General features: G+C 55.7%; 13 protein-coding genes. 6 read left to right on the top strand and 7 right to left on the bottom strand.

What is annotated here, in order from left to right:
* Positions 1-25: 25 nt before the first annotated feature.
* Positions 26-892: a glucosamine kinase nucleotide-binding domain-containing protein gene (locus tag HA50_RS01595; RefSeq protein ID WP_084871895.1), complete on the bottom strand. Its 867-nt coding sequence runs from the start codon at positions 890-892 to the stop codon at positions 26-28.
* Positions 893-1173: 281 nt separating this feature from the next.
* On the opposite strand from HA50_RS01595, the gene HA50_RS01590 reads away from it, so the two are divergent.
* Positions 1174-2334 carry a Gfo/Idh/MocA family protein gene (locus HA50_RS01590; protein WP_084871894.1) on the top strand — a complete coding sequence of 387 codons (1161 nt, stop codon included), beginning with the start codon at positions 1174-1176 and terminating at the stop codon, positions 2332-2334.
* A 69-nt stretch (positions 2335-2403) separates the two neighbouring features.
* Here HA50_RS01590 and HA50_RS01585 read toward each other — a convergent pair whose 3' ends face one another.
* Positions 2404-3672, bottom strand: a complete 1269-nt coding sequence (locus tag HA50_RS01585) for an MFS transporter (RefSeq protein WP_084871893.1) — start codon at positions 3670-3672, stop codon at positions 2404-2406.
* Between the two features lie 420 nt (positions 3673-4092).
* Here HA50_RS01585 and HA50_RS01580 point away from each other — a divergent pair, with 420 nt between their 5' ends.
* Together HA50_RS01580 and HA50_RS01575 are read left to right on the top strand one after the other, a co-directional pair.
* Positions 4093-4692 (top strand): hypothetical protein, encoded by a 600-nt coding sequence (locus HA50_RS01580; RefSeq protein WP_084871892.1) that lies wholly within the window; start codon positions 4093-4095, stop codon positions 4690-4692.
* A 283-nt stretch (positions 4693-4975) separates the two neighbouring features.
* Positions 4976-7366 carry a glucose/quinate/shikimate family membrane-bound PQQ-dependent dehydrogenase gene (locus HA50_RS01575; RefSeq protein WP_084878276.1) on the top strand — a complete coding sequence of 797 codons (2391 nt, stop codon included), beginning with the start codon at positions 4976-4978 and terminating at the stop codon, positions 7364-7366.
* Positions 7367-7487: 121 nt separating this feature from the next.
* Here the strand turns inward: HA50_RS01575 and HA50_RS01570 are convergent, their stop codons facing one another.
* From HA50_RS01570 to HA50_RS01560, 3 genes are all read right to left on the bottom strand, one after another.
* Positions 7488-8696, bottom strand: coding sequence for an MFS transporter (locus HA50_RS01570; protein ID WP_084871891.1), 1209 nt, complete (start codon positions 8694-8696; stop codon positions 7488-7490).
* 111 nt (positions 8697-8807) lie between these two features.
* Positions 8808-9704 carry a LysR family transcriptional regulator gene (locus tag HA50_RS01565; RefSeq protein ID WP_084871890.1) on the bottom strand — a complete coding sequence of 299 codons (897 nt, stop codon included), beginning with the start codon at positions 9702-9704 and terminating at the stop codon, positions 8808-8810.
* A gap of 106 nt (positions 9705-9810) precedes the next feature.
* Positions 9811-10179, bottom strand: a complete 369-nt coding sequence (locus tag HA50_RS01560) for a helix-turn-helix domain-containing protein (protein ID WP_013507554.1) — start codon at positions 10177-10179, stop codon at positions 9811-9813.
* Positions 10180-10348: 169 nt separating this feature from the next.
* Between HA50_RS01560 and HA50_RS01555 the strand changes: the two genes are divergently transcribed.
* From HA50_RS01555 to HA50_RS01545, 3 genes are all read left to right on the top strand, one after another.
* Positions 10349-11008 carry a response regulator gene (locus HA50_RS01555; RefSeq protein ID WP_084871889.1) on the top strand — a complete coding sequence of 220 codons (660 nt, stop codon included), beginning with the start codon at positions 10349-10351 and terminating at the stop codon, positions 11006-11008.
* Positions 11005-12360: a sensor histidine kinase gene (locus tag HA50_RS01550; protein WP_084871888.1), complete on the top strand. Its 1356-nt coding sequence runs from the start codon at positions 11005-11007 to the stop codon at positions 12358-12360. Before HA50_RS01555 ends, HA50_RS01550 begins: the two co-directional genes overlap by 4 nt.
* A 392-nt stretch (positions 12361-12752) precedes the next feature.
* Positions 12753-13619: a nucleoside-specific channel-forming protein Tsx gene (locus HA50_RS01545; protein ID WP_084871887.1), complete on the top strand. Its 867-nt coding sequence runs from the start codon at positions 12753-12755 to the stop codon at positions 13617-13619.
* A gap of 102 nt (positions 13620-13721) precedes the next feature.
* Here HA50_RS01545 and yjdN read toward each other — a convergent pair whose 3' ends face one another.
* Positions 13722-14147, bottom strand: a complete 426-nt coding sequence (gene yjdN, locus HA50_RS01540) for a VOC family metalloprotein YjdN (protein WP_084871886.1) — start codon at positions 14145-14147, stop codon at positions 13722-13724.
* 78 nt (positions 14148-14225) lie between these two features.
* Positions 14226-15128, bottom strand: a complete 903-nt coding sequence (locus HA50_RS01535) for a LysR family transcriptional regulator (RefSeq protein ID WP_084871885.1) — start codon at positions 15126-15128, stop codon at positions 14226-14228.
* Positions 15129-15215: the final 87 nt, after the last annotated feature.

Below are 15215 nucleotides of genomic sequence, written 5' to 3'. Positions count from 1 at the left end.
TCTCTTTATCAGCAGAATGAAAAGGTTACGCGAGTTGGCTCAGGCTAAACTGGCTGGCAAGCCGGATCGCCCCACTCAGCGCATCGCCCTGGGGCGGCACCAGCAGCGCGGCGATATCCGTCGGGAGCCAGGGCTGAATCGGCGTGGCTAAGCCGCCCATCAATGCCAGCTTACCGTGGCTGCGCGCCAGCAGTGGCTGGACCATTTGCGCGATATCCGCCGCGGTTTGTTCAATTAAGGCAGTACCATGCTCATCCCCCGCCTGTGCGGCGGCGAATATGTCCGGCACGATCCGGCCCCAGTCGGCAGGTGTCGCCTGACGTGACCAGATGAGCATCTGTTCCGGGCTGTGGTGATAATGCGCCATGATACGCTGCGTCAGCGCCGAGGACGGCACAATGCCTTCATGGGCCAGCAGCGCCAGCCGCAATGCCCGCTGACCGAGCACCGCGCCGGAACCCGCATCGGAGAGTGCGAAACCCCAGCCACCCAGCAACGTAAAGCGTTCACCATCCCAGGCAGCACCCTGGCTGCCGGTGCCGGTAATAAACACCGCCCCAGGCGCGCCATCGTGCGCCCCGGCGCAGGCAATTTCGACATCGGTAAAAACATAGCGCGCCTGGCAAACGGGCTGCCAGTTATCCAGACGGGCTTTGACCGAAGCGACATTCGCCCCCGCCAGCCCCGCCACCAGCACGGTTTGCGCCCGTGCTGTCGCCGGTAATGCCGCCTGAGTGAAGAGATCGTCAATCACCCGATCGATGGCGTCAATCGCCGCTTCAAACTGCGACCAGACGTTGGCTGGCCCGCCGCGCGCTTCCGCCAGCAGTTGCCCCTGAGCGTCGGTGAGGCGTCCGCGACAGTGCGTACCACCCCCATCGATACCTAGCATAAGTGACTGCACGCGCTTCCTCCTGCCCTGCACCGCTCGGAATGACTCTTTATAGATGTGCGAAAGATAGGGTAAAAAAACTTAAATCGCAATAACAAATAAATATGGAAGCCACAACATCAAATAAAAATGATTAAAATCATACAAATAACAAATTATAGGATTTTTACACCCAGGATATTCATTGACATTAGTTTTTCTGCCGTAATAAGTTAGCGGTCAGATTATCAGCAGCCTGATGGGTCGGGCAGCTAACAGGCAACGGGCTTCAGGGGTATAACATGAAAGTGGGCATTATTGGTCTTGGCTTTCGTCTTTCCCATGTGGTGAAAGAGTTCAGCAAAGCCGATACAGAGTTCTCCGTCGTGGGTTATGTCGATCCGGCTCCAGCGGGTTTACCCAATCTTCACACCTTTGGTATCGATCCTGGTCAGGCGTTTGCCAGCATCGACGCACTGCTGGATCACGGCGGCTTTGATCTGCTGCTGGTCGGTTCACCGAACTTTATGCATCTCGACCATATTCGTCAGGGGCTGGCGGCGGGTTATACCGTGTTCACCGAGAAGCCGGTGGTGATCAATGAAGAACAGACCATGGCGATGGCGCAGCTGGTACAGCAATATGGTCACGAGCGCATTCTGGTCGGACTGGTGCTGCGTTATTCACCGCTGTATCACGACCTGCTGGCCGCGCGCGATGATAAACGCCTTGGCGAGATCACCTCAATCGAAGCAACCGAACATATCAAGCCGTACCACGGTGCTTTCTTCCAGCGCGACTGGCGTCGTCTGGAGAAATACGCCGGTCCATACATGCTGGAAAAATGCTGCCACGATATCGATCTCTATCAGGGATTGATGGGTGAACGCCCGGTGCGCGTCGCCAGCTTTGGTGGCCGTAAATCCTTTACGCCGCAGCACGCGCCACAGGGTGCCATCACCCCCGCTTCCGAGGTGTATCACGTCAAACCGAGCGGCTGGTCAAGCACCGACGCGGTGTTTGATAGCGACGCTGATATCGTCGATTACCAGACGGCCATCATTGAATACGCCGGTGGGGCCACTCTCGCCTTCCACGCCAACCTCAACGTGCCGGATGAGTTCCGCCGCTTCTGCGTGATGGGAACGGACGGTATGGCGGAAGGCGACTTTGTGCGTAACTACTTCCGCGTGCATAACGCCCGCACCGGTGAGCGTGAAGTGGACACCACTTACAGCGGCAACGCTTACGATGGTCACTATGGCGCTGATGCGCTGATGGCCGAAGAGATTGTGAAACACATTAAACAGGGAACGCCGCTGAAAGTGACGGTGGTGGACGCACTGGAAGCCGGGCTCACCGCGATTAAAATCGACGAAGCGCGAAAATCGAAAACCGTGGTGGATATGACAGAAAGCTGGAAACAATTTGACGCCAGCCTGGGGAAAACATCGGCCGTTTAACGGCCACCGCTCGCGATCCCTGCCCCCTGATCGCGAGCTTTGTCATGGCAGTGCGGACTGGCAATACCCTTAACCGGCCTGTTGGCCGGTTTTTGTTGGCACAACGGCGGGTTCGTTCTCCAGCTTCTGCCGCTTACGCAAATGCGGGAACAGCGTCATCCAGAGAGCCACCACCACCAGCGTACCAATACCGCCCAGTGCCGCAGCGGGCACCGCACCGAGCCACGCCGCCAGCATGCCGGATTCAAATTCGCCCAGCTGGTTAGAAGTATTAATAAAGATGGCGTTGACCGCGTTGACGCGTCCGCGCATATCATCCGGCGTATCCAGTTGCACCAGTGAACCACGGATCACCATGCTGACCATATCAAAAGCGCCTAACGCCGCCAGCGCCAGTAACGACAGCCACAGCTGACTGGAAAGCGCGAAAATCAATGTAGCAACACCAAAACCCGCCACCGCGCCAAACATGATCATCCCGACATGCTTTTCCAGCTTGTGACGGCTGAGCCACACGCCGACCAGCAGCGCGCCCACTGAAGGTGCGCCGCGTAACATGCCCAATCCCCAGGGACCGGTATGCAGAATGTCTTTGGCAAAAATCGGCAGCAGCGCCGTCGCACCGCCGAGCAACACCGCGAACAAATCGAGGGAAATCACCCCGAGCACATCTTTGCGTTCGCGGATGAAATGGACGCCGGCAAACAGGTTGGTGAGGTTCATCGGCAGGCGGGTCTGTGGCGGGCGCTCATAACGGATACGGCTGACCAGCAGCAGCGAGAATAAATAGAACAAGGCGGCCACGCCGTATACCACATCCGGCCCGGCGACATACAGCAACCCACCCAGCGTGGGACCAATGATCACCGCTGCCTGACCACCTACCGCATTGGCTGCTGTCGCGCGCGCCAGGATTTCGGGCGGCACCAGCGCCGGTAACATCGATGACAGCGCTGGCCACTCCAAAGCCTTCGCCACCGCAATCAGGAACACCAGGCTCCAGATGGCGGTTTTATCCGCCCAGTGGAACAGCGTCAGCACCATCAGCGCCAGCAACGCTCCCCACTCCACCAACTGACCCAACAACACAATCCGGCGACGATCAAACTGATCTGCCAGATGCCCGGCGGGCAGCGCCAGCAGCACCGAGGGCAGAAACTGCATCAGACCAATCATCCCCAGCGCCATCGCGCTGTTGGTTAACGAGTAGATCTGCCAGCTGACGGCAACCGAGAACATCTGAAAACCAAACGAAGAGCAGGTTCGCGCCAGCCAGAAGGCGACGAATGACCTGTGTCGCAGCAGCGAATCATCCGCAGCTGTTGCCAGTAAACCCATATTTATCCCATCCTGAATTCTGTTGCCGCCAGGCCGCCATGCACCTGGCCTGATGGAAAACCGTAATACGGTTTTCCTTATCTTTTTTTTCAGGCCACAGAGTGCGGGATTTTACCGTGCCAGGCAACGGCAAGCCGTGCGCTTTAAAAACAGTCTCTTATAGGGGAAAAGTCTAAAGGTAGAGTTCTGAATATTAGCAGGCTTATTTTTTTATGTTGAAAATAGCGAGACTTCCAGAACGTTACAATAAAGCGTTAATTACTGCGGTAATACTGCCTAATATCTCTTTAGCAGAAACAGATAAAAAAGATGATCTTTGCAAAGGAAACGTTTTATATTAGCAAACGGATTATGGCAGCAGATCGACCATCATTATAATAACTCCATCCTTCCAGTTAATTAATTTATTCATAGAGATAAATGAAAAACAACGCATATAACCCTTATGTTACCGAGCGTATCCGCCGCTTTGATGGCGCGCTGACGGGTATCTGTTATTCAGCACCCTTTATGCATTGCGAGCAAGGTAGCCACACATTACTTAATGAACGCAACATAATTACTTTGCAAAACCATCTACCGGCGATGCCAGAATTAATAATTATCCCTTTACAGGGAAATATGCTGACGCAGTTTTTACAGGCAACGGATAATTATTCCTTTTTGCGATCCGACAATGTCCGGCTGGCCATCAACTATGATGCGTTACAACAGGCCGGGCCTGAGTTGCGGTCACGAGCGTCAGATTTCCGTTTCTGGCTCTATGACCTGGCATCGCCCGGTACGCGCTGGCAAAATATTGAGAACTTTCCCTTAAGCGGCATTGTTCTGACTGACGAGTTTTTCAGCGAAAATTATCTCAAGTTCAGCTTTCCATTTATGCTCTCTTCCTTCCGCGAAAGAGAAGCAGAGGTGATATTACGCACTTCACGTCTGGTTTTGCCTGAAGAAAGCTATACTCGATTGCATATCAGCGGCTGGCAGGAACAGCGAACCAGCAGCAATTTATTCGAAGTGTAAACGGTTACACAAAATAGCGCATTTTCCCTTTATGGCCCGATATCACCGGGCCTATTCTCATAATCCCCTCATAAAATGTCGCACTACTACCATTCCAGTGCTTTAAAGCACTAAAAAAGTCAAACCTGTTAACGTTTTTAAGATAAAATTTAACGCACAAGGATCATCTGACTTAACGGAAGAGTGCAGCAGCAAACATTTACATCACCTCGTACCTTATATGGGGGAACAGCGCAACACGTTGTTTCCTTTTAGATTTATGGCGAAAAAAGAGGTCAATATTATGGGGAAAGCTTCCTCATCTTTTGGCGTAATTCGCTTCCTGACAGTGCTGTTCGCACTGCTGACAGGAGCGTTTATGCTGGTTGGTGGCATTTGGTTAGCCGCCATTGGAGGTTCCTGGTACTACGTAATTGGCGGTGTGGTTATGTTAATCACCGCTATTTTGTTGTGGCGTCGTAGCAGTTCAGCATTGGTGTTGTATGCCCTGCTGCTGCTGGCCACGCTGGTGTGGGGCGTGTGGGAAGTCGGCTTCGACTTCTGGGCGCTGGCACCGCGTACCGACGTGCTGGTGATTTTTGGTATCTGGCTGGTGTTGCCGTTTGTCTATCGCAAACTCAACAACGCCAGTAAAGGTGCACTGAGCGCGATGGGTATTGCCCTGATCGCCAGCGTCCTGGTGCTGGCGTGGGCCGTCTTCCACGATCCGCAGGAGCTGAATGGCACCCTGCCGGACGCGGCGGCTAACGCACCTCAGGCACAGCCGCTGAGCAACATCGCCGATGGCGACTGGCCAGCGTATGCGCGTGATCAGCAAGGCACCCGCTTCTCACCGCTTAAGCAAATCGATGCGGATAACGTGAAAAATCTGCAGGTAGCCTGGCAGTTCCAGACTGGCGACCTGAAGACCCCGAACGATCCGGGCGAAATCACTGATGAAGTGACCCCGATTAAAATCCGCGACACGCTGTATCTCTGCTCACCGCACCAAATCCTGTTTGCGCTGGATGCGAAAACCGGTAAGCAGAAGTGGAAATTCGATCCGGGCCTTAAGCCGAACCCGACTTTCCAGCACGTAACCTGCCGTGGCGTGTCTTACCACGAGGTTCCGGCCGCTGCTGATGCGTCCAACACCCAGCCTGCGCTGTGCTCACGCCGTATTTACCTGCCGGTAAACGACGGTCGTCTGTTCGCGCTGGATGCAGAAACTGGCGAGCGTTGTGCCTCTTTTGGCAACAACGGCGAGCTGGATCTGCAACACAAACAGCCGGTGCTGACGCCGGGTCAGTATGAGCCGACTTCACCGCCGATCATCACCGATACCACCATCATCATTGCCGGTGCGGTGACGGATAACTACTCTACCCGTGAGCCGTCAGGGGTCATTCGTGGCTTTGACGTTAACACCGGTAAACTGCTGTGGGTCTTCGATCCGGGCGCGAAAGATCCGAACGCGATTCCTGACGATGAACACACCTTTACCATGAACTCGCCGAACTCCTGGGCACCGGCGGTGTACGATCCGAAACTGGATATCGTTTACCTGCCGATGGGCGTGTCAACTCCGGATATCTGGGGTGGCAACCGTACGCCTGACCAGGAGCGCTACGCGAGCAGCGTACTGGCGCTGAACGCCACCACCGGTAAGCTGGTGTGGTCGTATCAGACCGTGCATCACGATCTGTGGGATATGGACCTGCCGTCGCAGCCGACGCTGGCCGATATCACTGACAAAGATGGCAACACCGTACCGGTGATTTATGCCCCGGCGAAAACCGGTAACATCTTTGTACTGGATCGCCGCACCGGTAAACCTGTCGTACCGGCTCCGGAAACCCCGGTTCCGCAGGGTGCAGCTAAAGGTGACCACGTTTCACCGACCCAGCCTTACTCAGAACTGACCTTCCGTCCGAAGCAGAATCTGACTGATAAGGATATGTGGGGCGCAACCATGTACGACCAGCTGGTGTGCCGCGTGATCTTCAAGCGCCTGCGCTATGACGGTCCGTTCACGCCGCCGTCTGAGCAGGGTACGCTGGTGTTCCCAGGTAACCTCGGTATGTTCGAATGGGGTGGCATTGCGGTCGATCCGCATCGTCAGATCGCTATCGCTAACCCGATGGCCCTGCCGTTCGTTTCCAAACTGATTCCGCGCGGTCCGGGCAACCCGATCGAGCCACCGAAAGGTGCGGAAGGCGGTTCGGGTACCGAAAGCGGTGTTCAGCCACAGTACGGCGTGCCGTATGGCGTGGAACTGAACGCGTTCCTGTCACCGTTTGGTCTGCCGTGTAAACAACCGGCATGGGGCTATGTCTCAGCTGTTGACCTGAAAACTAACGAAACCGTGTGGAAAAAACGCATTGGTACGGTTCGCGATAGCGCACCGGTTCCGCTGCCGTTCAAGATGGGTATGCCGATGCTCGGCGGTCCGATCACCACAGCCGGTAACGTGTTCTTCATCGGTGCGACCGCAGATAACTACCTGCGTGCCTTCAGCACCAATACCGGTGAAATGCTGTGGCAGGCGCGTCTGCCAGCTGGCGGCCAGGCAACGCCGATGACCTATGAAGTGGATGGCAAGCAGTACGTTGTTATCGCTGCAGGTGGTCACGGTTCGTTTGGTACCAAGCTGGGCGACTACGTCATTGCCTATGCACTGCCGGACGAAAAATAGCTATAAATAAAGCGGACTTAGGTCCGYCTTTTTTATACCTGCGTCTGTAGCGGCGCGATTTATCGCGCGTTTTTTTTCGGCACCGTGTGCGGAATTGCGCGATAAATCGCGCCGCTACGGATCAATGCCTCCGCAACACCCGCGCATTCAACAATGCGCACAGCGCCATAATCACGCAGGTCGCCAGAAACACCGGACGCATACCAAACGCCCCGCCGACAAAACCGCCAAACAACGGCCCGCTTACCTGGCCGACATACTGCGCTGAAGTCGAATATCCCAGCATTTTTCCCACTTGCGCCTGCGGGACATTGTGGCGAATCAGGGCAGTCACGCACGGCATCAAGCCACCCAACGCCATGCCCATCAGGAAACGCAGCGCAACCAATTGCCAGGCCGCGGTGATAAAGGCCTGTGGAATCAGCAGCAACGCACAGGCAATCAGACCATACACCAGCACCCGGCCGTGGCCGATGCGGTCCGCCAGCCGTCCGAGGCGGGGAGCAGAAACAATGCTGCCCAGTGCCGCCGCCGCCATCACCAGGCCCGCCGTGACGGTAATCGCATGATCGCCAGTGACAAACTGCCCGACATACAGCGTGATAATCGGTTCAATCGACATATTGGCGAAAATCAGCAACATGCCCGACAACCACATCAACCGTACCACCGGCAGATTTACCGGTTTCTCCTCGATACTGCTGCTTTGCGCGGCCTTTTTAGCCTGACGCGGTGCTTCTTTCAGTAAAAAGGTGGTGGCAAGGAAAGCGAGAAAAATCACCGCACCGGTCAGCCAGAAGGTGTGACGAATACCAATCAATGGCGGCAGCACCCCGCCCAGCAACGGCCCCACCACATTGCCTGCCATAATGCCGGAAGACAGCACACCCAGCGCCCAGCCGGTCTGCTCTTTCGGCGTTTGCGCCGCCACCAGAATGGTCGATCCCGAGGCATACCCCCCCAACAGCCCGGCCAGCAAACGCAGCGCCACCAGTTGCCAGGGGGCGGTCGCCATGCCAATCAGCGACATGGCAATTGCCATCCCCAGGCTGGCGCGGATCAGCATCAGCTTGCGACCATAGCGATCCGCCAGTTTGCCCCACAGCGGCGCGGTGAGCGCGGCGCTGAAAAAGGTTGCACCGTAAGCCACCCCCGACCAGCGCGCAATCGCGGCCGGTTCCTGCACACCGAGCTGCTGCACATATAACGGCAGAAACGGCAGCAGTAGCGTCATCGCCACAATGGTGCTGAAGGAACCGAGTACGCAGACGAACAGATTGCGCTTCCAGTGTTGCTGCTCAGGCGCTAACGCCGTTGGAGGTTGCTGCATGATGATATCCCTGTTTTGAACTGATACTCAGGCTAACAGCGGTTCAGCATCGATAACAGACAGGCGGGAATATTTGCCACCCAGGTTGCTATTGTTGCCAAAAGACAACAATCAGCCATCACCTAATGCGGTGATTAACGCATCGCACAACAGGGTGACGGGCGACGACGGCTCGGGCTGGTTTTTTAGCAGCAGATAACTGTGCAGGCGATCCATCTGCCACTCCGGCAGCACTTGCACAATCTCGCCGCGCGCCAGCGACTCCTGGGTCATATAGGCGGGCAGGTAGGCGATACCGGTTCCGGCCAGCGCCGCATTGAGCAGCGCCATGCTGTTATTGGCGCGAAAACGGCTGCGGACATCCAGCGCCAGGCGCTGTTTATCGCGCCGGAACGGCAGAGCTGCCGTATGCGCCGGGCCGTGAAACAACAGCAGATCATGGCGGGTTAAGCGTTCGGGATGGTCGATAGGCGGATGCGCCGCCAGGTAATCCGGTGCCGCATACAATCCCCAGTCGATGGTATTCAACTCACGATAGTCAGGCACTTCCGGTGCGCGCTGGCGGATAACAATCGCCACATCGGCGCTGCTTTGCGGGTCTTCGTTGATGCGGTCCGTCAGTTCCAGGTCGACATTGATATGAATATGACGGCGGATAAAGTGGTTCAGCGTCGGCACCACGCATTGGCAACCGAACGTCACCGGCGCCTGCAAACGCACGTTACCGGCGGGCAGCTGGTGTACCTGCTGCACAAAAGCATCAGCACGATGCATCTCGTCGAGTAAGCGGGTACAAAACGGGTAGTACGCCTGCCCCAGTTCGGTCAGCGCCACCTTACGCGTGGTGCGCTGCAACAATTTGATCCCGAGGCGGATTTCCAGCCGGGCGATTTCGCGGCTGACATAGGATTTTGATACGCCGAGCGTGCGGGCAGCTTCGCTGAAACTTTGCCGTTCAACCACGCGCGCAAACAGCATCATGGCGGTGAGATTGTCGCTGTTGTCCATTGTCCATAACCGACAGAGGAGGGGAAAACAGCAGCTTAAAAGGATTGGTGCACAATAGCACCTGATTTCCCGCGACGACGTAACAACGGGAAATCAGGCTAGCGACTCAACTGGCCACCGCCAGCGGAAACAACAGACGATCCGGTTCTACGCGGCGCTGACGACGCAGCTGGCCCGGCGTGACGCGGAAGTAGTTTTTAAAGGTGCGGGTATACGCCTGCTGGGTGTCAAAGCCATAGCTCATCGCCACCTGCAGTATTGCCTCATCACTGTTAAGCAGCGTCAGCGCCGACTCCGTCAACCGGCGCTGGCGAATGTACTCGGCCAGTGAAAATCCGGTGTGCTGACGAAACAGACGTTGCAGGTGCCAGCGGGAATAACCCGAACGGCGTGCTACTTCATCCAGATGTAAATCGTGTCCTAAGTTGTCTTCTATCCAGTCCAGCAAACTGCGGATAAATTGACTCTGATTCATGGCTCCTCCAGATACAACGTGATGTCCAGTGAAGCCACTTTAGCGCGTTAAATTTATCCCTTAATTAGCAGAAAATTAGCGCAGAATTAGCAAGGGGGAAAACGGGTGTAATTCTGCGCTAATTTTGCAGCGCTACACTGTTTGTATTGATTTTAGAGGACCTCATACCATGCGCGTGCTGCTGGTTGAAGATGATGAAATGATTGGCGCTAACCTGCAGCAAGCGCTGGAGGCCGCTGGCTGGTCGGTAGATTGGGTGCGTGATGGCGTCTTTGCCAGCAACGCCTGGGCCGAAGGCGGCTACAGCTGCGTGCTGTTGGATCTCGGTTTGCCACGCGAAGATGGTATCCATGTGCTGCGTCGCGCACGCACGCGCGGCGATATGACGCCGGTGCTGGTGCTGACCGCACGCGATACCGTCGCGCAACGCATCCAGGGTCTCGACAGTGGTGCCGATGATTACCTGCTTAAACCCTTTGATCTGCAAGAGGTGCTGGCGCGAATGCGAGCGATTACCCGACGCCGCCACGGTGCGGCGGACTCCCTGTTAGGCAGCGGCGACGTGCAGCTCGATATGATGACGCGTGAAGTGCTGTACAAAGGCCAGCGTGAGCAACTTACCGCGCGTGAATATGCCCTGCTCTATGCGTTGCTGGAGCGTCCGGGGGCGATTCTGTCGCGCGAACAACTGGAAAACCGCATCTACGGCTGGGGTGAAGAAGTCACCAGCAACGCCGTTGATGTATTGATTCACGGCATGCGTCGTAAGCTGGATAACGAAGTGATTCGCAACGTACGCGGTCTTGGCTGGCGAGTTCCTGCAATATGAAACCCTTCACTTTTATGCGCTCGCTGCGTAATAAACTGCTCACCACCCTGCTGCTGATGCATTTAGCCATGATCGGCGGTGTCACCTCCTATTTTTACAGCTGCTACGGCGACATGATCGGTACGATGAAAGACGATCAGCTGGCGAAAATTGCCGATGCCTGGGCCAGCAGTAAACGCATTCCGGCGCTGATGCCGTTAATGCTCAACGCCGACAAACTGAAAAGCGCCTATGTGGTGCAACTGTGGGATGCCAATAACGAGCTGCGTGCCAGTTCATGGCCGGAGCTGCGGGCGCCGTTGCAAAATAAAAAGGGCTGGAATGATGTAAAAATCGGCGATTGTGAGGATTGCAACTGGCGGGTGTTTAATCGTCCTGGCGAACCGGGCAGCGATATCGCCAACATTCAGGTGCTCTACAACATCGGCTATATGAAAAGCGTGATGGTGAAGCGCGCCATGTCGGCCATCATCCCACTGATTTTAATGATGCCGCTCTCCCTGCTGGTGATCTGGCTGGTGGTACGCGCGATTACGCGTGATTTACGCGTGGCGTCCCGTCAGATTGCCGCACAGGAGATGCTGCATCCCGACAGCGTGCCGCCGGATGGCCTGCCAGACGAAATCCTGCCGCTGGTCGATGCCTACAATTCTCTGCTCGATAAACTGCGTGCCGCCTGGTCGTCACAGCGACAGTTCCTTGAAGATGCCGCCCATGAGCTGCGCACCCCGGTGACGGCGGTGACGCTGCAACTGGAAAACCTGCGACAGCATATCCAGCCGGGTGAGGCCAGCCGCCAGTTTGATCAACTGGAAGCGGGCGTCACCCGCACGCGCCATCTGGTGACGCAGCTGCTGAATATTTCCCGCCAGGAAGATCAGTCGGTGGTGGTGACGATCGAGAATATTGAGCTGGAAGATCTGCTGAAAGAGAGCATCGAGCAGCTGATGGTGGTGGCGGATAAGCGGGGTATTGATATCGGCTTTAACGGCACCGCCCATTATCGTATACAGGCCAGCCGCTCCGATTTACGTAGCCTGTTCGATAACCTGATCGGCAATGCCATGTTGCACACGCCAGAAGGCAGTCTGGTGGACGTGTTGCTGCATCGCGTCGGTAACCATACCGTGGTGGATATCGTCGATAACGGCCCCGGTATGCCGGAAGCCTTTATCGAACGCGCATTTGACCGCTTCACCCGCTCGCCTGACGTGCAGGCACAGGGCAGCGGCCTGGGTCTGTCGATTGTGCGCAGCGTAGCGCAAAAACATCGTATGCAGGTGGCGCTGTCGAACTGCATGAGTCCGCAGGGCAAGATCTGCGGCTTACAGGTGCGCGTGACCTTACCGTAATCCCCCTCACCTTCCCGTAGCGGCGCGATTTATCGCGCTGTTTTTTTGCCACCAAGCCCATCCCGGCAAAAAGATGCGCGATAAATCGCGCCGCTACCTCCTTTTCTGTATCCGGCATTTTTGCGGCGGTACGCGACAACGTAAACGGTTGCGGGGTTCCGTTCGTTTCATGACAATAATGTGACATAACTCACATTTTTGGTGAATGGAATTGCAACACTTTTTGACAAACGTGATCAAAATCTATTTTCTATCCGACTGATACAGGCACCCTACGCGAGCTTTAGAAACCGGCGGCTCAGACCGGCTAAAACAATTCACCGCCCACCCCTGGGATCGACTGACACCGATCGCGCACTTTTTCCGCGATCACGAGCATGTGGTTAACGATAATGAAATATAAAGCATTGATAGCAGGGGCCTTACTGGCCAGTAGCTGGACCGGCGCGACACAAGCGGCAGACAGCAACCCGCAATACCTTTCAGACTGGTGGCATCAGAGCGTTAACGTAGTGGGCAGTTACCACACCCGTTTCGGACCACAGTTTAATAACGACGTGTATCTGGAATACGAAGCCTTTGCGAAAAAGGACTGGTTTGATTTCTACGGCTACCTCGACCTGACCAACTTCTTCGGTCTGGGCAACAGCAACGCCAACGGCATTTTCGACCACGGTTCGCCGATGTTCATGGAAATTGAGCCGCGTTTCTCCATCGATAAACTGACCGGCACCAGCCTGGCTTTTGGTCCGTTTAAAGAGTGGTACTTCGCCAACAACTACATCTATGACATGGGTCGCAACGCGTCACAGCGTCAGAACACCTGGTATATGGGTCTGGGTACCGATATCGACACCCACTCTGACGTTGGCCTGTCGCTGAACGTGTACGCCAAATATCAGTGGCAGAACTACGGTGCGGCGAACGAAAACAGCTGGGATGGCTATCGCTTCAAAGTGAAATACTTTGTGCCGATTACCGACCTGTGGGGCGGTAAGCTGAGCTACATCGGCTTCACCAACTTTGACTGGGGTTCTGATCTGCGCGACGAGACCGGTACATCACGTACCAGCAACTCAATTGCCTCCAGCCATATCCTGTCGCTGAACTACGACCACTGGCACGTTTCCACCGTGGCGCGTTGGTTCCATAACGGCGGACAGTGGGCGGATGGCCAGGAGTTGAACTTCGGCAACGGTCCATTTGAAGTGAAATCTACCGGCTGGGGTTACTACCTGGTAGTTGGATATAATTTCTAAATTAGAAAATGCTCCGTCTGTAGCGGCGCGATTTATCGCGCAGTTTTTCCGGCACAGCGCACAGAACTGCGCGATAAATCGCGCCGCTACGGGGTCATGCTTTTAAATCCGTGGTTTATACGCATTAACCATCCAGGGCACGCCGAACTTATCGGTAAACATGCCAAAGCCGTTCGCCCAAAACGTCGGCTCCCAGTTTTTCGTCACCTGTCCCCCTGCCGACAACGCATCGAACCAGCGTTTGCCCTGCACTTCATCCGGGGTGGAAAGGCTTACCGCAAACCCACTGTAATGTGTCTCGCGATTGCCGTCGCTTAGCATGATTTCGCCCTGTCCGATGCGCAGATGCGCATGCATGATGTGCTCCGGGGGAAACGTCATCCCGGACGGGCAACCCTCCATTGATTCGCTTTCCGGCATATCGCCAAAGGTCATTTTAAACAACAATTCGCCGTCAGTTGCTTCAAGGTAAAACGCGATGGCCTCTTCGCAGCGGCCGTCATAAAACAAATAAGGAGTAATTTGCATGGTCTGTTCTCCACAGTGAACGCCCGATGCCAAGTGTAGTGCGTGGCAGGAAAACAGGACGCGAGCCGGGCCGCACTCTTACCTTTGTTGACAATAGCGGCGGAACAGCTGGGCCATATAGGCGCTCATCGGCGTCAGCGCGGTGTCCTTGCGCTGAATCAGGTAGAAGGTTGCTTTGGGCAGCGGATCGTCCAGCTCCAGCGCCAGCAGTTGGCCGCCGTGCGTCGGGTCCTCAATCACATCGCGTGAGATGATGCTGACAAAATCAGTCTTCGCCACCAGGCTGGTACAGGCCATAAAGGTTTCGCAGGTGACCACGATTTTCGGTGCCATGCCACGCTCACCGAACATATCGTGCAGCAGACGATAATAGCTTCCCTGTGGCGTTGGCATGGTCCAGTCGCAATGCTGTAGCTCTGCCAGCGAGCGCGCATGGGCCATCGGATGCCCTTTACGCACCACCACCTGGTAATCACGCTCCATCAACCTTTCGTAAGTCAGCTCCTGGTCGAGGTGGCTTTGATCGTAAGTATTGATGGTGAAATCCAGCGCGCCCTGGCGCAGCTCGTGCACCATCGCCACCAGCTGCCCTTCCACGATACGCACCTTCACCAGCGGATATTCACGGTGAAAATGGTTAATCACCTGCGGCATCACGGTGCGCGCAATGCTGCCGCCGACACCAATGTTCACCCTGCCGCCCGCCAGACCCAACCGCTGCTGAATATCTTCCTGCGCCACGCGCAGCTCCTCCAGCACCAGGCTGGCATGACGGAAAAAGTTATCACCGATATCGGTTAGCGTTACCCCCTGATGCCGCCGCTCAAATAAACGCGCGCCGAGCGATAACTCCAGCTCCTGGATCGCCTTGGTCAGTGCAGGCTGTGAAACCCCTGACAGACGGCTGGCGGCACGGATACTCCCCTGGCGGGTCACATCGACAAAGGCGCGCAGCTGATGCAGTTTTAAATTAGCGGACATAGTGGCTCGGTGATAACTGCTGTTTATCAGGCATAAGATATTCCCATCTTATGCGCGCCAATACCATTGTGTAGATTCGGGAGAATG

Source organism: Pantoea cypripedii (assembly GCF_002095535.1).
GTDB classification, from domain to species: Bacteria; Pseudomonadota; Gammaproteobacteria; order Enterobacterales; family Enterobacteriaceae; genus Pantoea; species Pantoea cypripedii.
The sequence above is the reverse complement of the archived record's forward strand: the minus strand, read 5'-3'. Positions and strand labels throughout refer to the sequence as shown.